The 22,877-nt window shown below is 69.1% G+C and carries 22 protein-coding genes; 11 read left to right on the top strand and 11 right to left on the bottom strand.

Annotated elements, in window-relative coordinates:
* Positions 1-43 precede the first annotated feature (43 nt).
* Positions 44-808, top strand: coding sequence for a prolyl oligopeptidase family serine peptidase (locus tag LG380_RS01625; protein ID WP_225766406.1), 765 nt, complete (start codon positions 44-46; stop codon positions 806-808).
* A gap of 51 nt (positions 809-859) precedes the next feature.
* Positions 860-1,099, top strand: coding sequence for a DUF2789 domain-containing protein (locus tag LG380_RS01620; protein WP_225763300.1), 240 nt, complete (start codon positions 860-862; stop codon positions 1,097-1,099).
* A 6-nt stretch (positions 1,100-1,105) separates the two neighbouring features.
* Here the strand turns inward: LG380_RS01620 and LG380_RS01615 are convergent, their stop codons facing one another.
* Positions 1,106-1,741, bottom strand: coding sequence for a LysE family transporter (locus LG380_RS01615; protein ID WP_225763299.1), 636 nt, complete (start codon positions 1,739-1,741; stop codon positions 1,106-1,108).
* Positions 1,742-1,864: 123 nt separating this feature from the next.
* Here LG380_RS01615 and LG380_RS01610 point away from each other — a divergent pair, with 123 nt between their 5' ends.
* Positions 1,865-2,770, top strand: a complete 906-nt coding sequence (locus tag LG380_RS01610) for a LysR family transcriptional regulator ArgP (protein WP_225763298.1) — start codon at positions 1,865-1,867, stop codon at positions 2,768-2,770.
* Between the two features lie 3 nt (positions 2,771-2,773).
* Here the strand turns inward: LG380_RS01610 and sstT are convergent, their stop codons facing one another.
* Both sstT and LG380_RS01600 read right to left on the bottom strand, forming a co-directional pair.
* Positions 2,774-3,994 carry a serine/threonine transporter SstT gene (gene sstT / locus LG380_RS01605; protein ID WP_225763297.1) on the bottom strand — a complete coding sequence of 407 codons (1,221 nt, stop codon included), beginning with the start codon at positions 3,992-3,994 and terminating at the stop codon, positions 2,774-2,776.
* Positions 3,995-4,103: 109 nt separating this feature from the next.
* Positions 4,104-5,024, bottom strand: a complete 921-nt coding sequence (locus tag LG380_RS01600; RefSeq protein ID WP_225763296.1) for a M14 family metallocarboxypeptidase — start codon at positions 5,022-5,024, stop codon at positions 4,104-4,106.
* A gap of 214 nt (positions 5,025-5,238) precedes the next feature.
* On the opposite strand from LG380_RS01600, the gene LG380_RS01595 reads away from it, so the two are divergent.
* Positions 5,239-6,336: a Glu/Leu/Phe/Val dehydrogenase dimerization domain-containing protein gene (locus LG380_RS01595; RefSeq protein WP_225763295.1), complete on the top strand. Its 1,098-nt coding sequence runs from the start codon at positions 5,239-5,241 to the stop codon at positions 6,334-6,336.
* A gap of 33 nt (positions 6,337-6,369) precedes the next feature.
* Here the strand turns inward: LG380_RS01595 and LG380_RS01590 are convergent, their stop codons facing one another.
* Positions 6,370-9,219 carry an autotransporter serine protease gene (locus LG380_RS01590; RefSeq protein ID WP_225763294.1) on the bottom strand — a complete coding sequence of 950 codons (2,850 nt, stop codon included), beginning with the start codon at positions 9,217-9,219 and terminating at the stop codon, positions 6,370-6,372.
* A 165-nt stretch (positions 9,220-9,384) separates the two neighbouring features.
* On the opposite strand from LG380_RS01590, the gene LG380_RS01585 reads away from it, so the two are divergent.
* The 3 genes from LG380_RS01585 to LG380_RS01575 all read left to right on the top strand — a co-directional run bounded on the left by LG380_RS01585 (position 9,385) and on the right by LG380_RS01575 (position 11,526).
* Positions 9,385-10,560 carry an acetyl-CoA C-acyltransferase gene (locus tag LG380_RS01585; RefSeq protein WP_225763293.1) on the top strand — a complete coding sequence of 392 codons (1,176 nt, stop codon included), beginning with the start codon at positions 9,385-9,387 and terminating at the stop codon, positions 10,558-10,560.
* Between the two features lie 121 nt (positions 10,561-10,681).
* Positions 10,682-11,035 carry a hypothetical protein gene (locus tag LG380_RS01580; RefSeq protein ID WP_225763292.1) on the top strand — a complete coding sequence of 118 codons (354 nt, stop codon included), beginning with the start codon at positions 10,682-10,684 and terminating at the stop codon, positions 11,033-11,035.
* A 143-nt stretch (positions 11,036-11,178) separates the two neighbouring features.
* Positions 11,179-11,526 carry a hypothetical protein gene (locus tag LG380_RS01575; RefSeq protein WP_225763291.1) on the top strand — a complete coding sequence of 116 codons (348 nt, stop codon included), beginning with the start codon at positions 11,179-11,181 and terminating at the stop codon, positions 11,524-11,526.
* 132 nt (positions 11,527-11,658) lie between these two features.
* Here the strand turns inward: LG380_RS01575 and LG380_RS01570 are convergent, their stop codons facing one another.
* A complete protein-coding gene (locus LG380_RS01570; protein WP_225763290.1) occupies positions 11,659-13,311 on the bottom strand; it encodes an acyl-CoA dehydrogenase family protein in 1,653 nt (550 codons plus the stop codon).
* Positions 13,312-13,400: 89 nt separating this feature from the next.
* Here LG380_RS01570 and LG380_RS01565 point away from each other — a divergent pair, with 89 nt between their 5' ends.
* The 4 genes from LG380_RS01565 to pdeM are packed head-to-tail and all read left to right on the top strand — an operon-like array spanning position 13,401 to position 19,087.
* Entirely contained in the window at positions 13,401-14,399 is a 999-nt protein-coding gene (locus LG380_RS01565; RefSeq protein ID WP_225763289.1) for a ligase-associated DNA damage response exonuclease, read from the top strand.
* The gene (locus LG380_RS01560; RefSeq protein ID WP_225763288.1) at positions 14,396-16,000 is read left to right on the top strand and encodes an ATP-dependent DNA ligase; all 1,605 of its coding nucleotides are present in this window, start codon (positions 14,396-14,398) and stop codon (positions 15,998-16,000) included. Before LG380_RS01565 ends, LG380_RS01560 begins: the two co-directional genes overlap by 4 nt.
* Positions 15,997-18,453, top strand: coding sequence for a ligase-associated DNA damage response DEXH box helicase (locus tag LG380_RS01555; protein ID WP_225763287.1), 2,457 nt, complete (start codon positions 15,997-15,999; stop codon positions 18,451-18,453). The genes LG380_RS01560 and LG380_RS01555 overlap by 4 nt, the downstream gene beginning before the upstream one ends.
* Positions 18,443-19,087, top strand: coding sequence for a ligase-associated DNA damage response endonuclease PdeM (pdeM, locus tag LG380_RS01550; RefSeq protein WP_225763286.1), 645 nt, complete (start codon positions 18,443-18,445; stop codon positions 19,085-19,087). Before LG380_RS01555 ends, pdeM begins: the two co-directional genes overlap by 11 nt.
* 7 nt (positions 19,088-19,094) lie before the next feature.
* Here the strand turns inward: pdeM and LG380_RS01545 are convergent, their stop codons facing one another.
* The 6 genes from LG380_RS01545 to LG380_RS01520 form a co-directional block, all read right to left on the bottom strand.
* Positions 19,095-19,367 carry a hypothetical protein gene (locus tag LG380_RS01545; protein ID WP_225763285.1) on the bottom strand — a complete coding sequence of 91 codons (273 nt, stop codon included), beginning with the start codon at positions 19,365-19,367 and terminating at the stop codon, positions 19,095-19,097.
* A 191-nt stretch (positions 19,368-19,558) separates the two neighbouring features.
* Positions 19,559-19,765, bottom strand: coding sequence for a cold-shock protein (locus LG380_RS01540; protein ID WP_225763284.1), 207 nt, complete (start codon positions 19,763-19,765; stop codon positions 19,559-19,561).
* Positions 19,766-19,852: 87 nt separating this feature from the next.
* Complete coding sequence (locus LG380_RS01535; RefSeq protein ID WP_225763283.1) at positions 19,853-20,599, bottom strand: S-methyl-5'-thioinosine phosphorylase; 747 nt, start codon at positions 20,597-20,599, stop codon at positions 19,853-19,855.
* A 116-nt stretch (positions 20,600-20,715) separates the two neighbouring features.
* Complete coding sequence (locus LG380_RS01530) at positions 20,716-21,267, bottom strand: hypoxanthine-guanine phosphoribosyltransferase (RefSeq protein WP_225763282.1); 552 nt, start codon at positions 21,265-21,267, stop codon at positions 20,716-20,718.
* Complete coding sequence (gene nagZ, locus LG380_RS01525; protein WP_225763281.1) at positions 21,267-22,271, bottom strand: beta-N-acetylhexosaminidase; 1,005 nt, start codon at positions 22,269-22,271, stop codon at positions 21,267-21,269. The genes LG380_RS01530 and nagZ overlap by 1 nt, the downstream gene beginning before the upstream one ends.
* 102 nt (positions 22,272-22,373) lie before the next feature.
* Complete coding sequence (locus LG380_RS01520; protein ID WP_225763280.1) at positions 22,374-22,877, bottom strand: CYTH domain-containing protein; 504 nt, start codon at positions 22,875-22,877, stop codon at positions 22,374-22,376.

Raw genomic sequence — 22,877 nt, 5'->3', positions numbered from 1 at the left:
ATCTTCGATGCCGGAAACGACGATGCGGATGCTGCTTGCCCTGATGCTGCCCCTGCTGACCGCCTGCGCCGCACTGCCCGGCCCCGCGCCGGGCTCCGCTCGCGGCGGTTTCGTCGAGCGCCAGCTGGAACTGGATGGACGCACCTGGCGTTACCAGGTGTTCGTGCCCGCCGGCCAGGCCAAGGCGCCCAGGCCCGTCGTGCTGTTCCTGCACGGTTCCGGTGAGCGCGGCAGCGATGGCCGCCGCCAGCTCAGTGTCGGCCTGGGGCCATACCTGCTGGCAAACGCCCGTACCTTCCCCGCCCTGGTGGTGCTGCCGCAGGCGCCGGAAGGCGAGGAATGGCTGGGCCGCAACGTGACCATGGCAATGGCGGCGCTGGAAGCGGCCAGTGATGAATTCGGCGGCGACCGCGACCGCACCTACCTGACCGGCATGTCGATGGGCGGCTATGGCACGTGGGAAACCGCCCTGCTCCACCCGCAGCGGTTTGCTGCGCTGGTGCCGGTCTGCGGCGCCCTGCATGCGCCGCGTGCCGAGCGGCCGACGCTGTTCGTCGAACAGGTGGCTGGCGAGGCCGAGCCGTGGAAGGTGGTGGCGCAGCGGCTACGGCATGTGCCGGTGTGGAGCTTCCACGGCGCCGACGACCCGCTGGTTCCGCCCGAAGACGACCGTCGCCTGCTGCAGGCAGCCAGGGAGATCGGCGCCGATTTCCGTTACACCGAATACACGGGTGTCGGGCACAATGCCTGGGATCCGGCCTACCGCGATGCGGCGATGTGGGAATGGTTGTTCGCCCAGCGCCGTTGACCCCTTGGATTGCCGGGTGCGGCCCGGCACAGAACGACAGGAGCCCCCACCATGGAAATGCCGCTGCACCCGTTCCACCAGTTGTTCGCCCAGCTCGGCCTGCCGTCCGACGAGGCCAGCATCCGCGCCTTCATCGCCCGGCATTCGCCGCTGCCCGAAACCGTGCGGCTGGCCGATGCGCCGTTCTGGACCGCGGCCCAGGCCGACCTGCTGCGCGAGGAATGGGTCGAGGACGCCGACTGGGCCATCCAGATCGACCAGCTGAACCTGGCCCTGCGCGGCAGGGCCTGAGCGGGGTCAGTTGACCCCGCGGATCGCCAGGGTCAGGGCCAGCACGCTCAGCAGCACGGCGATGGTGCCGTCGAGCACCCGCCACGTGCCGGGCCGGGTGAACAGCGGCGCCAGCAGGCGCGCCCCCAGGCCCTGCGCCGTCAGCCACAGGAAGCTGGCGGTAACCACGCCAGCGGCAAAGCTCATCCGCGCATTGCCGAAGTTCTCGGCGATCGAGCCGATCACCATCATGTCCAGCCAGAAATGCGGATTGATGATGGAAAAGCCCGCCGCGGCCATCATCGCCGCACGGCGCGAGGACTCGGCGTTGTCGTCCACATGCAGTCCACCGCCGCCGCTCATCGCGCGACGCGCAGACTGCAGCGCGTACCACGCCAGGAACGCCACGCCCCCCCACAGCAGCACCGTGGTCAGCCACGGCAGGTTGTCGGTGATCGTGCGCAGGCCGGCCACGCTGGCAAAGATGAAGGTGGCATCGATCGCCGCGCAGGTGCCGATCACGGCAAACACGTGCTGGCGCATGATGCCTTGGCGCAGGATGAAGGCGCTCTGCGCGCCGACGATGGCGAACAGGCCGATGCCAACACCGGCGCCACTGAGCCACGCGCCCAGGCCGGCATTGCTGGTAAGTGCGGAAAACATGGGGATACCTGGTGTAACGAGGGCGCCGGGAGACTCCACGGCGTCGGGGATGAGCGCATTGTGGCACTGCAGCATCAAGAAGTTGATCTAAACTTCTTTAAGTATCTTTAGCAGAACTTAAGAATGCGCCTTGACCACGCCCAGCTCCGCGCGCTTGCCGCCGTCGTCCGCGAAGGCGGATTCGAGCGCGCCGCGCAATCGCTCAACGTCACCGCCTCGGCGGTATCGCAAAGGATCAAGGCGCTGGAGGAGCGCGTGGGCCACCTGCTGGTCAAACGCTCGACCCCGGCCGAGGCCACCGCCGAGGGCCGGGTGCTGGTGCAGCTGGCCGAACAGATGGCCCTGCTCGAGCACGACGCGCTGCACCGCATGGGCGTGGCAGAGGAGGACCTGCCGCGCGCCAGTATTCCGGTGGCGGTGAACCACGACAGCCTGGAGACCTGGTTCCCGGAAGCGGCGATCCGCTTCTCGCACTCCACCGGCACGACGCTGGACCTGCATACCGAGGACCAGGACCACACCGTGGCGCTGCTGCGCCAGGGCGCGGTGCTGGGTGCGGTGACCACGCTGTCCGAGCCGGTGCAGGGCTGCCAGATCCATCCGCTGGGCAGCATCCGCTACGTGGCCACCTGCACGCCGGAGTTCCATGCCCGGCACTTTGCCCGCGGGGTCAATGCGCAGTCGCTCGCGCAGGCGCCGGTGCTGGTGTTCAACCGCAAGGACGACCTGCAGGCCCGCCACGCGCGGCGGCTGGCCGGCAGCGAGCAGCCGCTCAACGCGCCGACCTGGTGGATTCCCTCCACCCGCGCCTTCGTGCAGGCCAACCTCGGTGGGCTGGGCTGGACCATGAACCCGTTGCCGCTGGTGCGCCGGCATCTGGAAAGCGGCCGGCTGGTCTACGTCAAGCAGCGGGTCTGGGAAGACGTGCCGCTGTACTGGCAGCACTGGAAGGGCGAGGTCAACAGCATGGGCCTGCTCACCAGGGCCGTACTGGAGGCGGCGTCGACGCTGGTGCGCCGGCGCCGTTGAGGCTCAACCGGCGCTGGCCCTGTCGGCCTCGCGGCGGCTGACCGCCGCCACGAACACCACGTCGGTGGAGGAATTGAGCGCGGTCTCGGCCGAGTCCTGCACCACGCCGACGATGAAGCCGATGGCCACCACCTGCATGGCGATGTCATCGCTGATGCCGAACAGGCCGCAGGCCAGCGGGATCAGCAGCAGCGAGCCGCCCGGCACGCCGGAGGCACCGCAGGCGCCGATGGCCGCCACCACGCTCAGCAGCAGTGCCGTGGGCAGGTCCACCGGGATGCCAAGGGTATGCACCGCGGCCAGGCTCAGCACCGAGATGGTGATCGCCGCGCCGGCCATGTTGATCGTGGCGCCGAGCGGGATCGCGATCGAATAGGTTTCCTCGTCCAAGCCGAGCTTTCGGCACAGCTCGAGGTTGACCGGGATGTTGGCCGCCGATGAGCGGGTGAAGAAAGCGGTGATGCCGCTTTCGCGCAGGCAGGTCAGCACCAGCGGATACGGGTTGCGCCGGGTGACTGCGAACACGATCAGCGGATTGGCAACCAGGGCCACGAACAGCATCGCCCCGACCAGCACGCCCAGCAGCTGCGCGTAGGCCTGCAACGCGCCGAGGCCGGATTCGGCCAGCACCGAGGCGACGATGCCGAATACGCCCAACGGCGCCAGCCGGATCACCAGCCGAACCAGCCAGGTGATCGCGGTGGCCAGGTCAGCCAGTGCCTGGCGGGTGCCCTCGGTGGCATGGCGCAGCGCAAAGCCCAGGCCCGCGCCCCATGCCAGCAAGCCGATGTAGTTGCCCTGCACCAGCGCGTTGACCGGGTTGTCGAAGATCTTCAGCACCAGCGTCCGCAGCACCTCGCCAATCCCCCCGGGCGGGGCGAGGCTGGCTTCGGCCGGCGCGCGCAGGTCCAGCACGGTGGGGAACATGAAGCTGGCCGCCACGCCGATCAGCGCGGCCAGGACGGTGCCGACCAGGTACAACGCCAGCACCGGTTTGATCCCGGTCTTCTCGCCATGGCGGTGGGTTGCGACCGATGCAGCGACCAGCACCAGCACCAGGACCGGGGCCACCGCCTTCAGCGCGGACACGAAGATCGTGCCCAGCAGGCCAACGGCGGCACCGGCGCGCGGCGACAGCAGCGCCAGCACGATGCCGGCCACCAGGCCGATGACGATCTGGGCCACCAGGCCGGGACGGCGGAACAACGCGGGAGAAGCGGGCATCGGCAGGCAATCCTTCTGAGCGATCACCGATTGTCACCCACTTCACCCCCTGCCCGGCTACCGCCAACGGTCATGCCGGGAGGAACGCCGGCAGCACGATGCGTGGGTCTCAGGGATGGGCGAGCGCGTAGTCCAGGCCAGCGCGCACCGCGGCCACCTGCGCCTGGTTGCACTGCTCCGGCGTGGCCGACGGGCTGTCGGGATAGACCTCGGTAGTGGTCGTGTAGCGCGCGCCGCTGACGCTGGCACACAGGCCCAGCGCCTTGAGCGGGTACTCGATGACGCCATGGGCGACCACCGGCGAGCCAATGATCTGGCCTTCGTTATCAGCCGGGGCGATATGGGTGACCTGCTCGACCGCGGTGATCACCGCCTGCTGGAACGCCGGCTGCCGGTTGCCGCTGTCGTCGACCAGATAGAAGCCATCGGGAATCCCACCTGGCACGAAGGGCTTGCCGTCACGCGCGGCCAGCGCCGGCCGGAACTCGCTTTCGTCGGTATCGGTGGTTTCGTGCAGGTCCACGTGCATCAGGAACGGACCTTGAACCGAGGCAACCAGTGCCATCAGCGCGGCCGACTCCGGGGCCGGGCTGTCGGCGACGAAGGAGCGGTTGGGGTCGAGCGCCAGCGCGTTCCAGCGCTGGATGCGCTCATAGCCCCACGGACTGACGCAGGGGGCAACCAGCAGGTTGGTGCGGCCGGCATAGGCCTGGCCGTGGTCCTCGACGAACTGCAGCGCACCGTGCACGCCGCTGGTTTCGTAGCCATGCACGCCGCCGGTCACCAGCGCCGTCGGCAATTGCGCGTTCCAGTCGCGGCTGCGGATGGCCAGCAACGGATAGCTGCCGGAGGGATAGTCCAAGTTGCCGTACTGCACCACATCGAAGCGGTCGCGCAGCGCGTCGATGCGGCTCACGACCTCGCCGACGTAGCTGCGCTGCACCCGCTGCCGCGCCAGCCACTGCGCGCGCTCCGCCTCGCCCCAGGGCTGGCCGGGAGTGCCGATGGGATAGAACGCGAAAGCCGTCATGGCGTGTACCTGCAGGCGATGGATGGGAGCGGCACTTTACACCCGGCCCGTCGCCGCCCTCCCGATGGCCGCTCCGGCCGCTCCACGGGCACCGGCGGCGAATGGCTTAGAATGGCGGCCTGCACGACGTGCAAGACGTCCGTACTTCACTCATTCCGGCCCGCTTCCCTGCAACATCGCAGGCGTTCCCGCAAAACGCGCCATCGGAGCTCACATGCTTTTCGAGACCCTCGCCACCTCCGGCCACGAACAGGTCGTGTTCTGCCACAACCCCGATGCCGGACTGCGCGCGATCATCGCCATCCACAACACCACGCTGGGCCCGGCGCTGGGCGGCGTGCGCATGCGTCCCTACGCCAGCACGGAGGAGGCGCTGGCCGATGCGCTGCATCTCAGCCGCACGATGACCTACAAGAACGCACTTGCCGGCCTCAATGTCGGTGGCGGCAAGGCGGTGATCATCGGCGACCCCCGCACCGACAAGACCGAGGTGCTGTTCCGTGCCTTCGGCCGCCATGTCGATGCACTGGGTGGCCGCTACATCACCGCCGAGGATGTCGGCACCGACGTCAACGACATGGAACACATCTACCTGGAGAGCGAGTACGTCACCGGCGTGCACCAGGTGCATGGCGGCTCCGGCGACCCGGCCCCGTTCACTGCCTATGGCGCGCTGCAGGGCCTGATGGCCGCGATGGCGCACAAACTCGGCCATGAGGAAGTCGGCAAGACCAGCATCGCGGTGCAGGGCCTGGGCCACATCGGCATGGAGCTGGTGAAGCTGCTGCGCGACCGTGGCGCCAGGCTCTACGTCGCCGACCTGGACCAGTCCCTCGTGCAGCGCGCGGTGAGCGAATACGGCGCCGAGGCGGTCAGGCCCGAGGATATCCTCGACGTGCAGGCCGACATCTTCGCCCCGTGTGCGCTCGAGGGTGCGCTGACCATGGACGCGCTGTCGCGGCTGAAGGTGAAGATCATCTGCGGCACCGCCAACAACCAGCTGGCCAGCCCGGAAGTCGGCGACGAACTGCATCGCCGCGGCATCCTGCACGCGCCCGATTACGCGGTGAATTCCGGCGGCGTCATGAACGTGTCGCTGGAGATCGACGGCTACAACCGCGAGCGCGCGATGCGCCTGATCCGCAGCATCTACCACACGCTGGGCCGCATTTTCGAGCAGTCCGCGCGCGAGGACATATCGCCGCAGCGCATGGCCGACCGCATGGCCGAAGCGCGCATCCAGTCCATCGGCAAGCTGAAGATGCCGATGGGCCGCACCCGGCCGCGCATGGGCAGCCTGCGGGGCGAGTGAGGGCATGCCGCGGGCACCCGGCCCGCGACAGGATCAGAACCCGTACCAGTAACGCAGCGACGCCAGCGCGTCGTTGCCGCGCGGACCGAAGCGCTGGTCGTAGCCCAGGCCCAGGCGGCTGTTGCGCGACAGCCAGGTATCGATCGAGAAACCAGCCAGGCCGCCCGACCGCTGCGGCTGCAGCCCCTGCAGCGGCGTCCACGCATCCACGCCGACAAAACTGGCCGCCAGCTCCAGGCCATCGCTGGCCAGGGTCTGCTGCCATTCGGCATAGCCACCCACGCTCCAGTTGCGCCCTTGGTAACGACCGCGTACACCGGCCAGGGCCTGGCTGCGCGATGACGACCAGGCATCGGCGCGCAGGCCGAACCCATGGCCGCCCTCCTCGCTGAAGCCACCACCCTCCACCCGTGCGTAGGACGCGCCGAGGTAGGGCGTCAGCTCCATGGTGCCGGAGCCGAGGCGATAGCCGGCTTCCACCGCCGCGGTACGGAAGCTGCCGTTGTAGTCGGCATGCACGCCGGTGGCTTCACTGCCCAGCAGCAGCTGGCGGTCGATGTCGCGGGTGAAGGCGCCGGCGCCCGCCTGGCCCAGCACGTAGCCGCTGCCCATGTTCCAGCCCGCATACAGCTGGGCCTGGGTCTGGCGATCGCGGCCGCGGTCCAGCAGCGCCTGCGGCGAATGCAGCGCGCGGGTCTCGCCGAAGGCAAAACCCAGCGCCCCGTTGCTACCCCACGACGCGTCGCGGCCGATCATCCAGCCATCGAGCTGGAACCCACTGCCGGCATAACTTCCGCGGCCGCCACCACCGAGCTGGCGCATCCAGCTGCTGGCCTGCGGACGCTCCTGCAGGCGCGTCTCCAGTTCGGCCGACAGCGCCCGCCGACCCATGTCCAGGCTGTCGAAGGTCATCGCCGAGGCAGTGGCATGCGACTGCCCGGACAGGCTTTCCAGCGTCGCCCCGAGGGCGGCGGGCGCGACCCGCTGCAATTGCGCGGCGGCTGCGGTGAAGCCACCCCCGAGGCCAGCCAGGCTGCCCGGCGGGATGCCATCAAGCACGCCGAACGCCGATTCCAGCCGGCTCGCCGAGGCCAGGGCGCTGCCACCCAGGCCGACCGCCGCGGCGGCGGCATTGACCTCCACCCGCGTCAGTTCCAGCCATGCCGAGTTGGCGTCATAGGCGAACGTGGCCTCGAGCAGGCTGAACTGCTGGCCCCAGCCCAGTGATCCGAACTGGCCGCTCAGCCCGCCCTGGGCATCGATCAGGCGCTGGGTCTGTCGGGTGACGTAGCCATCCACCACGCCCCCCACGTAGACCTGGCCGCCATTGAGCGTGGCGGTGCCACCGACCTGCAGCGGCTGCGCCCCGAGCAGGGTCAGGAACATGCCGCTGGCCAACTGCACGTAGTTGCCGTCGATCCGGCCCGGGGCCCCGGCATCGAGCAGGGCCACGACGCCGGCATTGGCCACGTCGCCACGCACGCGTCCGCCCTGGTGGAACTGCAGCACGGCCGAGGACGTGGCTGCAATGTCCACGCCCGAGGCCAGCGCGCCCTGCCCCTGCAGGACCAGCACGCCTTCCTCGATCCGGGTCCGGCCCAGGTAGCTGTTGTCGCCGGTCAGCACCAGTCCGCCGGCGCCGCGCTTGATGATCCCGCCCGCGCCACTGATGTCGTTGCCCCACACCGGCTTGTTGGCCAGCACCGGCACGTCGGCGGTGATGTTGCCCCAGTCCAGCCGGCCCGGTCCCTTCACCGCCTTGCCGACGTTGAGCAGGCCGTGGCCAAACACCGCGTCCACGCCGGGTTCGCCGAGGTCCGTGGCCGTGCCCAGCAGGGTCTGCCGGACCAGGTCGTTGTTGAACCAGGGAAAGGCTTCCCAGACCAGGGCCGCGGCACCGGATACCAGCGGCGCGGCGTACGAGGTGCCGCTGCCGTAGTAGTACTTGAGGTCGTCGGGCGTGCTGTCGGCGTGGATGAAGATCGAGGTGCCCGGCGCGACCAGGCAGTAGTTGCGTGCATCGCCGCAGGCATTGGAATAGGACGCCAGTTGCGTGGGGTTGGCCGTATCCAGCGCAGCCACCGCCAGCCAGCCTCGTTCGAGGTCGGCCGCCGGCCGCGTGCCGTTGGGGCCGGGCTGGCTGGGCAGGGCCGCCATGTCCGAGGGCGTGGACTTGGATTCGTTGCCGGTGGCAAACACCACCAGGCCGTCATGGTTGGCAATGAAGGGCCGGTACTCGCCGGCGATCGCGGCGGTAGCCGCCGGGTTGGTCCAGTACAGCCCGCCCCATGAGTTGTTCATGATGCGCATGCCGGCATTGATCAGGTCTCGATGGATCGGGGCCAGGCCAAGCGCTCCGTCGACCTCGTTGCCATCACCCGACCCGTCATCCTCCGGCGCCTTGTCGGCGATGATCCGTGCCGACAGGATCCGTGCCCCGGGCGCGATGCCACCGGGCCACTGCCCGGTGGCCGCTCCGGCGGCCAGCTGGGCCACGGTGGTGCCATGGCCCACCACGTCATCGACGCTGGTGTTGTTCGTCCGCGGATCCACGTAGTTGTAGTTGGCCAGCACCCGCCCGGCCAGCGTGGGATGGTTGCGGTTGACGCCCGAGTCGACCACGCCGATCCGGTAGCCGGCGCCGGTGTAGCCGGTGTTGCGGGCATTGGTCAGCGCCAGGTGCGCATCGATGGCCGGCTGCGGGGTGGTGGGCGGAGGCGTCGTCGGCGGCGGCGTGGGCGGCGGACTCGGGGGCGGTGCCGACGGCGGCGGCGTGGGTGGCGGGGCATCGGCCCTGGTGTTGCCGCCGCCTCCGCCACAGGCCGTCAGGGCCAGTGCCACGCCAGTTGCCAACAGGCTTGCCGCCAATCCTGCCTTGCTCATCACAGCGCTCCGTCATCCCCGGTGGTGCAGACGGCCCGGATGGCCGCCGGCCACCATCTATACTGCAACGCAGGTCCGCTGTCTGCCGGGATATGTGCCGTTGGTCCAATGGGCATGGCGCCGGCATCTTTCGATAATTACCGCAAGGTATCCACAGGATTGAACATGTCCGACATCGTCATCGCAGCAGCAAAACGCACCGCCATCGGCTCCTTCCTCGGCCAGTTCAACGGCGTTCCGGCCACCACCTTGGGCGCGGCCGCCATCGGCGCCGCCCTGGAGCAGTCGGGCGTGCCGGCCGCCGATGTGTCGGAAGTAATCATGGGCTGTGTGCTGCCGGCCAACCTGGGCCAGGCGCCCGCGCGCCAGGCCTCGCTTGCCGCCGGCCTGCCGACCACCGCCGGCTGCACCACGCTCAACAAGGTGTGCGGTTCGGGCATGAAGGCGATCATGCTCGGCCATGACCTGATCAAGGCCGGCTCGGCCAGCATCGTCGTGGCCGGCGGCATGGAATCGATGTCCAACGCCCCGCACCTGCTGCCGAACTCGCGCACCGGCAACCGCTACGGCAACTTCCAGACCGTCGACCACATGGCGTGGGACGGCCTGACCAACCCGTACGACGGCCAGCCGATGGGCGTGTTCGCCGAGTCCACCGTGGCCAAGTTCGGCTTCACCCGTGAGGAGCAGGACGCTTACGCGATTGAATCGGTCAGGCGCGCGCAGGCCGCCGCGGCCAATGGCGCATTCAACGACGAAATCGTTCCGGTGAAGGTCGCCACCCGCAAGGGCGAGGTCGAATTCAGCCAGGACGAGCAGCCGGGCAAGTCCGACATAGCCAAGATCCCCACCCTGCGTCCGGCCTTCAAGAAGGACGGCACGGTGACCGCGGCCAGCTCCTCGAGCATCTCCGACGGCGCCGCCGCCGTGGTCCTGCTCTCGGCCGATGAAGCCTCCCGCCGTGGCCTGCAGCCGCTGGCCCGCATCGCCGGCCATGCCACCTGCTCGCAGGAACCGGAATGGTTCACCACCGCGCCCATCGGCGCCATCAACAAGGTGCTGGAAAAGACCGGCTGGAAGCTGGAGGACGTGGACCTGTTCGAGGTCAACGAAGCCTTTGCGGTGGTGGCCATGGCCCCCATCCGCGAACTGGGCATTCCGCACGAGAAGGTCAACGTCCACGGCGGCGCCTGTGCACTGGGCCATCCGATCGGCGCCTCCGGTGCACGCCTGGTGGTCACTCTGGTCAATGCTTTGCGCACCCGCGGTGCCAAGCGCGGCGTCGCCACGCTCTGCATCGGTGGCGGCGAAGCGACCGCCATCGCTATTGAATTGATTTAAAAGCAATTAACCCCTGTTTCGCAAACCTGAATGCGCATGTGCTTGACAGCAAATTTGGGCTTGTCATCATGTTCCCCGGCGCGCAACAGCGCGTTGCCTATCTAACGACGAGGATTCACTAATGAGCATCAACAAGCTGCTGATCGCACTGGCCCTGGCCCTGGCCGTCGCTGCCTGCTCGAAGCAGGAACAGGCTGCTGACGCCGCCGCTTCGGCCAACGAAGCCGCTGCCGAAGCCGCTGCCGAAGCCCAGGCTGCCGCCGACCAGGCTGCCGCCGAAGGTACCGAAGTTGCCGACGCTGCCCAGCAGGCCGCTGACGCCGCTGCCACCGCCGCCGACACCGCCGGCGCTGCTGCCGACGCCGCTGCTGGCGCCGCCACCGACGCCGCTGCTGACGCCGCTGCCGACGCTGCCAAGGCTGCCGAAGACGTGGCCGACCAGGCCAAGGACGCTGCTGAAGAAGCCAAGAACTAATCAGTTCTGCTTCAACGCAAGTCTGAAGAAGCCGCTGGCCCTGCCAGCGGCTTTTTCTTTGCCTCCTGTTCAGCTGGATTGACACGGTCTGCATCCGGTCCTGCCTAGGCTGGGACCGTCAACCCAAGCCACTGGAGCACCCGATGAAGAAGATCCTGTTTCCCCTGGCCGCCTCTGCCCTGACCCTGGCCTTGGCTGCCTGCAACAACCCCAGCGGCGAGCAGGCCAAGCGTGATGCCGCTTCGGCGGCCGACAACGCCGCCGCCTCCACCCGCCAGGCCGCCGACGAGGCTGCCGCCGAATCCCGCGCTGCGCTGGATCGCGCTGCCGACGCTACCGCCGAAGCCGCGGACGAGGCCGAGGTCGCTGCCCGCCGCGCAACTGCCAACGCCAGCGAGGCTACCGCCAATGCCGCCGACAACGTCGCCGACAAGGCCCGCGATGTGGCCGACGACGCGCGCCAGAACGCGGACGAAGTCGAACGTCGCTGAGTCATTCCCGCTGATCGTTGGATTCCAGAGCCCCACGGTCGAACGACCGTGGGGTTTTTCCTTGCCGGCACCCGGCCGCGCGCACCGTGTGTAAGAGAAACACCTGTCGCAGTCCCGCCGCCAGCCCCGGATTCAGGCGGGGAGCGCCCGCAGCAGGATGTCGTTGAAGGGCGTTGCGGCGGCCAGGGTGCCGAAGGCCTGTCCCCTCCCGACGGCCAGCCGGCTGGTCACGAAACTCTCCGCAAGCGGACTGCCAGCCCTGAGCAGCGCCGCGGCCTGCAGCGCCAAGGCCCAGCGCTCGGTCAGCAGGCGCGCGCCGGCCTCGTGCAAGGCCGCCTGCTCCGCCGGATCCAGCAAGGTCTCGGCAAATCGATCAAAGACCGAATGGCGCCCGCTGGCACCCAGCAGTTCCTCGCGCAAAGCAGCCAGCGTCTGCGGCTCGCGTGAAAGCGCGCGCAGCACGTCCAGGCAGTGGATGTTGCCGCTGCCCTCCCAGATCGAATTCAGCGGCGCCTGCCGGTACAGCCGCGGCAGCATCGATTCCTCCACGTAGCCGGCACCGCCGAGGCATTCCTGCGCCTCGTTGACGAACGGTACGACGCGCTTGCACAGCCAGTACTTGCCGATCGCGGTGGCGATGCGGGCGAACGCCGCCTCGACCGGGGCGCGTGGCGCGGCGTCCACCGCGCGGGCCACGCGCAGGGCAAACGCGGTAGCGGCCTCGGACTCCAGCGCCAGGTCGGCCAGTACGTTGGCCATCAGCGGGTGCTCGACCAGGCGCTTGCCGAAGCTTTGACGGTGGCGCGCGTGGTGCAGTGCCTGGGCCAGTGCCATGCGCATTTCCGCCGCGGCGCCGAGCATGCAGTCCAGCCGGGTCATCATCACCATGCCCATGATGGTGGCCACGCCGCGCCCCTCCTCGCCCATCCGCCACGCCTGCGCGCCGCAGAACTCGACCTCGCTCGATGCGTTGGACCAGTCGCCCAGCTTGTCCTTCAGCCGCATCAGGTGGAACGCGTTGCGACGACCATCGGGCAGGCGTCGCGGCAGCAGGAAGCAGCTCAAGCCACCCGGCGCCTGCGCCAGCACCAGGAAGCCATCGGACATCGGCGCCGAGAAGAACCACTTGTGCCCGACCAGCGAGTAGCTGCCGTCCCCGGCCCGCGGCGTGGCGACAGTGGCATTGCTGCGCACGTCCGAGCCGCCCTGCTTTTCGGTCATGCCCATGCCCAGGGTGATGCCGGCCTTGCCGGCAATCGGCACATCGCGCGGGTCGTAGACCGGGGCGGCCGCCTTGTCCGCCCAATCGGAGAGCTCCGAATGCTGGCGCAGCACCGCGACCGCGGCGTGGGTCATGGTGAGTGGGCAGCTGGTACCCGCCTCGGCCTGGTGGTGCAGGTAACTGAGCGCGGCGCGGGCGACGTGTGCACCGGGCTGCGTCGCGTGCTGCCACGACAGGCCAGCAACGCCGTGCGTCTTGGCCGCGGCCATCAGCTGGTGGTACGCGGGGTGGAACTCGACCTGGTCGATGCGGTGCCCCTGCGCGTCATGCGTGCGCAGCCGTGGGCGGTCGCGATTGGCGTCGAAGCCCAGCCGGTACAGCTCGCCGCCGGCGAGCGCACCGTAGGTGGCGACCTGCCCGGCAAATGCCGCACCGCCCTCGCGACTGAACGCTTCGCGCAGGACGACATCGTCGGCCCACAGGTCGCGCCCTGCGAACGGCGGCGGCTGGTTGGACACCACGTGGGTCTCGAAGGCCGGGGGATGCTGCGTGCTGTCGGCCATGGCGCGGTCCTGCAGGGAGTTGGACCGATTCTGCCCCAGGCCCACCCGCATTCTCACGTCGTGCACGAGCCGGCGGCGAAAGTGGCCCCATGGCACGCAACGACGATCTGGTGGTGCTGCGCCCGGAAGGGCTGTATTGCCCCGCCGGCGACTTCCACATCGACCCCTGGCGCCCGGTGCCGCGCGCGGTGATCACCCATGGCCATGGCGACCACGCGCGCAGTGGCATGGGTAGCTATTACTGCAGCACGGAGAGCCTGCCAATCCTGCACTGGCGACTGGGCGAGGTATCCGTGCGGGGCCACGACTACGGCCATGTTTTCGAGCTGGGCGGGGTGCGGGTGTCGTTCCACCCGGCCGGGCACGTGCTGGGTTCGGCGCAGGTGCGCCTTGATGATGGACGGCAGGTCTGGGTGGCCTCGGGCGATTACAAGCGCCAGCCCGACCCGACCTGCGCGCCGTTCGAGGTGGTGCCCTGCGATACCTTCATCACCGAGGCGACGTTCGCGCTGCCTATCTACCGCTGGCCGGACACGCCGGCGGTCGCCGCGGAGATCGCCGACTGGCGTCGCGAGTGCGGCGAACGCGGCGAGGCCGCGGTGCTGCTGTGCTACGCGCTGGGCAAGGCGCAGCGGGTGCTGGCCGAACTGCAGCGCCTGGGCGAACCGCCGGCCTGGCTGCACGGCGCCGTAGCCAATGGCGTTGTGGTGTATCGCGAAGCCGGTATCGACATGCTGGAAACCCACACCGTCGCCGAGCAGGGACGCGAACCCGATGCGGGCGGCAAGCTGATCATTGCCCCACCCTCGGCGGCCGGCACGACGTGGCTGCGTCGCTTCGGCAAGCACCAGCTCGGCTTTGCCTCGGGCTGGATGCGACTGCGCGGCAACCGCCGCCGGCGCAATTACGACCGCGGTTTCGTGATCTCCGACCATGCCGACTGGCCGGCGCTGCTGCAGACCATCGAACAGACCGGCGCAAGCCGGGTGATCGCCACCCACGGCAATACCGACGCGCTGATTCCGTTCCTGCGCGAACGCGGGGTCGCCGCCGAGGCGTTCCGTACTGATTTCGGGGGCGAGGAATGAAGGCCTTCGCCTCGCTCTATCAGCGGCTGGACCGCAGCACCGCCACCAGCGACAAGCGGGCGGCACTGGTGGACTACTTCCGTGCAGCGCGTCCGCACGACGCGGCGTGGGCGCTGTACCTGCTCAGCGGCGGCAAGGTGGGCGGGGCGCGACGCAAGATCGCCGCCAGTAGCGAACTGCGCTCGTGGATCAGCGAGGAGTCGGGCCTGCCGGCATGGCTGGTGGACGACAGCTATGACCAGGTCGGCGATCTGGCCGAGACCCTCACCCTGCTGCTGGACGATCCAGCCGAAGCCGGCGCGGATCGCCCGCTGGCGGAGTGGATCGAGGACCACCTGCTGGCGGTGGCCAACCAGCCCGGGGACGTGCGCCGCGCGGTGGTGGTCGGCGGCTGGCAACAGTTGCCGGCCGGCGAGCGGCTGGTATTCAACAAGCTGCTGACCGGCTCGCTGCGGGTAGGCGTGTCGCAGCGGCTGGTGCAGCAGGCGCTGGCCGAGCTGTCGGGCCTGGACATCGCACGCATCGCCCAGCGCATGCTCGGCGAATGGGTGCCCTCGCCGCGCCTGCTCGAGGCCTTGCTCTCGCACGAGGAGCAGCCACTGGACCGGCAGCAGCCCTATCCGTTCTTCCTCGCATCACCGCTGGAGGACGACACCGACCGGCTGGGGCCGGCCCAGGACTGGATACTGGAATGGAAGTGGGACGGCATCCGCCTGCAGCTGCTGCGCCGGCGCGGTGAAGTCGCGCTGTGGTCGCGTGGCGAGGAGCGGCTGGATGGCCGCTTCCCGGAAATCGAACAGGCGGCGATGGCGCTGCCCGATGGCTGCGTGCTCGATGGCGAACTGCTGGCCTGGGACGAAGCGGTCGATGCGCCGCGCGCGTTCACCGCGTTGCAGACCCGCATCCAGCGGCGCAAGCCGGGCGCAGCGACGCTGCGCAATACACCGGTGCGGGTGCTGGCCTACGACCTGCTGGAACACGACGGCGAAGACCTGCGCGAGCAGCCGCTACAGCAGCGCCGCCAGCGCCTGGCCCAGGTCATCGGCGCACTCGATGATCCGCGCGTGCAGCTTTCGCCCGAGGTCCACGCACGCGACTGGCAACACGCTGCGCAGCTGCGCGACCAGGCCCGCGAGCGTGGCGTAGAGGGATTGATGATCAAGCGCCGCGACTCGGTCTACCAGAGTGGCCGCCGGCGTGGCGACTGGTGGAAGTGGAAGATCGATCCGCTGACCATCGACGCGGTGCTGCTGTATGCCCAGGCCGGTCATGGCCGGCGCAGCACGCTGTACACCGACTACACCTTCGGCGTGTGGGACGGCGACACCCTGGTGCCGGTAGCCAAGGCGTATTCCGGGCTGGACGACAAGGAAATCCTCGCGCTGGATCGATGGATCCGCGCCAACACGCTGGAACGCTTCGGGCCGGTGCGCAGCGTGCGCGCCGAACAGGTGTTCGAACTCGGCTTCGAAGCGGTGAACCAGAGCAAGCGGCACAAGTCCGGCGTGGCCGTGCGCTTCCCGCGCATCCTGCGCTGGCGCCAGGACAAACCGGCCAGCGAGGCCGATGCGTTGTCGCAGCTGCAGGCACTGGCGCGATGAACCGCACGCAGGCGATGCGCCGGCTCTCGGGCTGGTTCCAGACGCGTGGCTGGCGTCCACTGCCGTTCCAGCGTGCGATGTGGCGGCACTACCTCGATGGCGACAGCGGCCTGCTGCTCACGCCCACCGGCAGCGGCAAGACCCTGGCGATGTTCGGCGGCCCGCTGCTGCAGGCGCTGCTGGATCCGCCGCCACGCCCCAAGCGCGCCACCTCGGTGCGCCCGCTGCAGGTGCTGTGGGTGACGCCGCTGCGTGCGCTGGCCAGCGACACCGCACGCGCGCTGCGTGCACCGATCGAGGGACTGGGATTGGACTGGCAGGTCGGCTTGCGCAGTGGCGATGCCAGCAGCCGCGAACGCCGGCTCGCGCGCGAGGGTCGCATCGACGTGCTGGTGACCACGCCCGAATCGCTGGCCCTGCTGCTCACCTACCCCGACACCCTGCCGCGCATGCGCCAGCTGCGCTGCGTGGTGGTGGACGAGTGGCACGAACTGCTCGGCAGCAAGCGCGGCGTGCTGCTGCAACTCAACCTCGCGGTGCTGCGTGACGCGGCGCCGGAGATGCAGCTGTGGGGCCTGTCGGCAACGCTGGGCAACCTGCAGCAGGCGCGCGAGGTACTGCTGCTCGGCCGCGACGATACGCAACTGGTGCAGGGGGTGCGGCCGCGCCCGGTGAAGGTACGCACGCTGTTGCCCAAGCCGGGCGATCGCTTCCCGTGGGCCGGGCACCTTGGGCTGGCGCAACTGCAGCGGGTGCTGCAGACGCTGATGGCCGAGCGCAGCAGCCTGCTGTTCACCAACACCCGCTCGCAGGCCGAACTGTGGCATCAGGCGCTGTCGGCGGTATGGCCCGAAGACCTCGACACGCTGGCGCTGCACCACGGCTCGCTCGATCCCGCGCTGCGCCAGCAGGTCGAGGACGGACTGCGCAATGGGCGGCTGCGCTGCGTGGTCGCCACCAGCAGCCTGGACCTGGGCGTGGACTTTCCGGAGGTCGAGCAGGTACTGCAGCTGGGCAGCCCCAAGGGCGTGGCGCGGCTGCGGCAGCGCGCCGGCCGTGCGCGCCATCGCCCGGGTGCCGGTGGCGAAGTCGTGTGCGTGCCCAGCCACGCGCTGGAGCTGGCCGAGTACGCCGCAGTGCGCCGCGCGCTGGCGGCCGACGTCGTCGAATCGCGGCCGCCACCCACGCTGTCGCTGGACGTGCTCGCCCAGCATGCGGTGAGCCGTGCACTGGCTGGCGGCTTCGAGGCCGGCGAGCTGCTGGCCCAGGTTCGCCGCACCCATGCCTTTGCCCAGCTGCACGAAGCGGAATGGCAGGCGGTGCTGGATTTCATCGTGCAGGGCGGCCGCGCGCTGTCGCAGTACCCCGACTTCCACAAGGTGGTGCGCGATGACGATGGTGTCTATCGCGTGCATGACCGCCGCCAGGCGCTGCGCCATCGCCTGTCGGTCGGCACGATCAGTTCCGATGGCAGCGTGCGGGTGCAGTTCATGCGCGGCAGCAGCCTGGGCGCGGTGGAGGAACAGTTCGCCAGCCGCCTGCGCCGTGGCGACCGCTTCCAGTTCGCCGGGCGCCTGCTGGAGCTGGTGCAACTGCAGGACATGACCGCCTATGTGCGCCTGGCCCGTGGCGGTGAAGGCGCGGTGCCGCGCTGGCAGGGCGGCCAGCTGCCATTGTCCATGCCACTGGGCCGCGAACTGGAAGCGGTGCTGTCCGGTGTCGATGACAGCCCGGAGATGCGCTGGCTCGCACCCTTGCTGGCGCTGCAGGACCGGCTCTCGGCACGACCCGGCAGCGATCACCTGCTGGTGGAGGACGTACGCCGCCGCGAAGGCCAGTTCCTGTTCGTCTATCCCTTCGCCGGCCGCCACGTGCACGAAGCGCTGGCTGCGTTGCTGGCGCTGCGCTGCACGCGGCTGCAGCGCAACAGCATCGCCTACGCGGTCAACGACCACGGGCTGGTGCTGTCCCCTGCCCTGCCGCAGGCGCTGGAGGAAGCACAGTGGCGGCAGTTGCTGTCCGCTGGTGAGCTGCTCGAAGACCTGCGCGCGGCGGTCAACCTGGGCGAGCTGGCACGCCGCCAGTTCCGCGGCATCGCCCGCGTGGCCGGGCTGCTGATGCCCAACCTGCCCGGCGGTGCCCCCCGCTCGCTGCGCCAGCTGCAGGCCTCGGCCGGGTTGCTGTTCGACGTGCTGCGTGAGCATGACCCGCACCATCTGCTGCTGGCACTGGCCGAGCGCGAGGTGCTGCAGGAGAGCCTGGATTTCGAGGGCCTGCGGCAGTGCCTGCAGCGCATCGAAGGCCAGGCGCTGTCATTGCAGGCACCCCGCACGCTGACGCCACTGGCGTTTCCGCTGTGGGCCGAACGGATGCGCGGCCAGCTCAGCAACGAGGACTGGCGCACCCGCGTGCTGCGCGCGGCCCAGCAACTGGAGAAGCGTCATGGACGCTGAGGTGCGCATCGAACTCGGCGGTGAACCAGTGCTGCTGCTGGGCGAACGCGCGCTCTACTGGCCTGCCGGACAGGCGCTGCTGATCGCCGACCTGCACCTGGGCAAGGCCGATGTGTTCCGGCGCTCGGGGATTGCCCTGCCCGCCGGGGGCACCCGCGATGACCTGCAGCGGCTGGATGCGCTGGTCCGCACATGGGCGTGCCGTGAGCTGTGGATCCTCGGTGACATCCTGCACGGCCCGGTACACCGCGCCGCGTGGTACCGGCAGTGGCTGGGCTGGCGCGAATCCAATCCGCAACTGGAGGTGCACGTGGTGCCCGGCAACCATGACCGGCAACTGCCCGCAGCCGGACTGGAAGTGGAAGTGCATGGGGAATCGGCCGCGCTCGGGCCGTTCCTGCTGCGGCACGACCCGCGAGCGCGTGCGGGCATGCATGTGCTGGCCGGACACCTGCACCCGCAGGTTGCGTTGCCAGGACTGGGACGAAAACTACCAGCCTTCTGGCTGCGCGAGGGAATGACGGTGCTGCCAGCGTTCTCGCGCTTTACCGCCGGCGTGGCGCCACTGCTGCGGCCCGGCGAACGGATGGTGGCCTGCGCCGACGGCTTGGCCGTGGCGCTGCCACCGGCGTGAACATCGATCAGGCGGTGCGCGCCAGCTCAAGCTCAGGCATCAGCTGGAACTGAGCGCCGTGGATGACCCCGGCGCGCGGCTGCGCACGGATGGCCTCCAGCATCTCCGCCGCACAGCTGCGGATGCGCGGGTGCTGGTCTTCCGGCGCGTGACCGATGAGGTTGTTGACGTGGAAGCGGAACACCTCCTCCATCACGTCGGGCTGGTCGTCGTGCAGGATCTGCAGCAGCCCACGCAGCTTGCTGATTTCCGACTCGATCATCGTGGGGGTCAACACCATGGAACGCTCCTGGGACCTGCGGGTCGCCGGATGCATCGGCGACTGCGTAAAGTGATGGAGCGTTTATGCCGCAGCGGCGGTGAGACCCCCGTCAACCGGCGCCAAGGAAACTTTCACGAACGGCACACCCCAACCATGCGGGCACAAAAAAACCCCGCCGAAGCGGGGTTTTCAATGCACTGCCGCGTGGATCACTCGGCAGGCGTGATATTGGAAGCCTGTGCGCCCTTCGGGCCCTGGGTCACGTCATAGGTGACACGCTGGCCTTCCTGCAGGCTGCGGAAGCCCTTGGCATTGATCGCGGAGAAGTGCGCGAAGACATCGGCGCTGCCGTCCTCCGGTGAGATGAAGCCAAATCCCTTGGCGTCGTTGAACCACTTGACGGTACCGTTCGGCATTTTGATGCAAGACCTTATGCGAATGAATGGAAGGTGTACGGCAGAAGCGTACCGGCGGAGTATGCAAACCTTGTACCGCGTTGACAATCACCCCCGCGCCAATTCGCCTACCAGTTCCGGCAATCCGGCCGAGGCGGCCTCCACGTTGGCCAGCACCTCGGCCATGGTGATCTCTTCTGCGTTGCCGCAACCAGCCGCCCAGTTGGCGACGATTGCCAGGCAGGCATATTCCAGCTCCAGCTCGCGTGCCAGCGCCGCTTCGGGCATGCCGGTCATGCCGACCAGGTCGCAGCCATCGCGGCGCATGCGCCGGATCTCGGCGATGGTTTCCAGGCGCGGGCCCTGGGTCGCGCCGTAGCAGCCGCCGTCGACCATGCGCACGCCGGTCACCTTCGCCGCGGCCAGCACCTTGCTGCGGAATGCCGGCGAATACGGGTGGCCGAAATCCACGTGCAGCACCTCGCTGCCCGGCTCCTCGCACAGGGTGGAGATGCGCCCCCAGGTGTAGTCGATCAGCTGGTCCGGGCAGGCCAGCACCCGCGGCCCGAAGTCGTCGGTGATGCCGCCGACGGTGTTGAGCGCGAGCACGCGGGTGGCACCGATCTGCTGCAGCGCAGCGAGGTTGGCGCGGTAGTTGATCCTGTGCGGCGGCAGCGAATGGCCCTCGCCGTGGCGGGCGAGGAAGGCGACCTTCTGGCCGAGCAGGCGGCCCACGCGCACCGGGCCCGAGGGCGTGCCGTAGCGGGTTTCGACGTTGTGCGTCTGGACGTCGTCCAGCGCGGCCAGCTTGTAGACGCCAGTGCCGCCGATCACGGCCAGGGCAATGTGTTCCATATCAGGTCCCGGGAAGTTGCATGTCAAAGGCACGGGACGGGAATCAACCCCGTCCCGGCATTGCCACCGTCGTGGCGTCCTGCGCGACACGCGCCGCCACCGCGGCGCGGTGCGGCTTACTGCTTCATCGCGTAGATGGCCGGCAGCGTGCGCAGGGTCTCGTCGATATCCATGCCGAAGCCGAACACGAAGCGGTCCGGCAGCTCCACGCCCGGATAGTCGGCCTTGACCCCCGGGATGCAGCGGTCGTGCTTCTTGACCGTCAGCACGGCCACGCGCACGTCGGTGGCGCCCTGCTCCAGGCACCACTCGCGCACGCCCTGCAGGGTGTAACCCTCGTCGAGGATGTCGTCGACCAGGATCACGCGGCGTCCGAACAGGGAGCTGACCGGACGGTGCTTCCACACCAGCTGGCCGCCGGCTTCGCCGTGGTAGCGCGAGGCCTGCAGATAGTCCAGCTGCACGTCCTGGCCGCGCTCGCCCAGGGCGAGGGCCAGCAGGCCGGCGAACGGCATCGCGCCGTTCATGATCGAAACGAAGACCGGGATCTCGCCCTGGTAGTCGCGGGCGATGGCGTCGGCGATCTGCGCGATGGCCTTGTCAATGGTGGGGCGGTCGACCAGCAGGTCGGCCTGCTCCAGGGCCTGGGCAATGGTGAGGTTGGGCATCAGACGGTTCTTCCAAGGTTTTCGAACAAACGGGATTGTGTGTCGCCATGGCGGACGTCGGCCAGCAGGCCGTCCCAGCCAAGCGCGCCGCGGCCGACCAGGCCGAGCACGGCGGCGGTGTTGAGCGGGCGGTGGGCCACGGCCTGCAGCGATTCCTCCACCAGCTCCGGGTGGCAGACCAGCACCACGTCGCAGCCGGCATCCAGGTGCGCATCCACGCGCGCCTTGACACCTCCGGCGGTGAACGAGGCGGCCATGCCGATGTCATCGGAGAACACCACGCCGCGGAAGCCCATCTCCTGGCGCAGGATCTGGATCCAGCGCGGGGAATAGCCGGCCGGTTCCGGCGCCACCTGCGGATAAACCACATGGGCCATCATCACCGCGTCAGCACCGGCCTCGATGCCGGCGGCGAACGGAACCAGATCCTCGCGCTGCAGCGCTTGAAGCGGGCGCGGATCGGTGGCCTGGTCGACGTGGGTGTCCTCACGCACCGTCCCATGGCCGGGGAAATGCTTGAGCGTGGCGGCCATGCCGACACTGTGCATGCCGCGCACGTAGGCCCGGGTAAACGCGGCGACCACCTGCGGGTCGTCGCTGAAGGCGCGGTTGCCGATGGCCAGGTTGCCGCGTCCCAGGTCCACGACCGGGGCAAAGCTCAGGTCCACGCCGCTGGCGCGCACCTCGCTCGCCATCAGCCAGGCATGCTGCTCGGCCAGCGCCAGCGCGGCGTCGGGATCCTTTGCATACAGCGCGCCGAAGCCTTCTAGCGGCGGCAACTCGGTATAGCCCTCGCGGAAACGCTGCACGCGGCCGCCTTCCTGGTCCACGCACACCAGCTGCGGGCGCGGCGCTGCGGCGCGGATCGCCGCTGACAGCTCGGCCACCTGCGCGCGCGAGGCAAAGTTGCGCTTGAACAGGATCACGCCCGCAACCGCGTCGTGCTGCAGCCAGTCCCGCTCCTGGGCGGTCAGTTCGGTGCCGGCGACGCCGATCACAAGCATGCGGTTCCTCCATTGCGGGGCGCCGGGATGGCGCACTGCCGCATTGTCGCAGAAGCCGGAATCTTCGTCAGAAACGGGCTACGGGCGCTGAATAGAGCGTGTTTAGCCACGCTCTTCGGGCGACCACCTGGCGTACGGGCGCGATGCCAGCAGCAGGTTGTAGTAGCGCGCCTGGTCGGTGACTTCCGCGCCCAGCCAGTCCGGCCGCGCAAAGGCTTCATCGGCCGACTGCAGTTCGATCTCCGCCACCACGAGGCCAAGGTTGTCGCCGAGGAACTCGTCGACTTCCCACAGGTGGCCTTCGTGCCGCACCAGGTGCCGGCGCTTTTCCACCAGGCCGGCCACGCAGAGTTTGAGCAGTTGCATGGCGTCGGCCACCGGCACCGGGTAATCGAACTCCTGGCGGGTGTGGCCCAGCTCGCGCGACTTGATGTTGAGGAAGGCCTGGTCGCCCTCGATGCGCACCCGCACCGAGGCCTTCTGTGTACCGCCATCCAGCGAAGCGGCATCGTTGAGGTAGCCCTGTGCCATCGGCACCACCTCGTGCGCGGCAGTGCGCCAGCCGTCGCCGGTGACCAGGAACTTGCGCTCGATCTCGATGCCCAT

This window comes from Stenotrophomonas sp. Marseille-Q4652, from assembly GCF_916618915.1.
Taxonomy (GTDB): domain Bacteria; phylum Pseudomonadota; class Gammaproteobacteria; order Xanthomonadales; family Xanthomonadaceae; genus Stenotrophomonas.
This window is presented reverse-complemented; position numbering and strand designations above follow the sequence as displayed.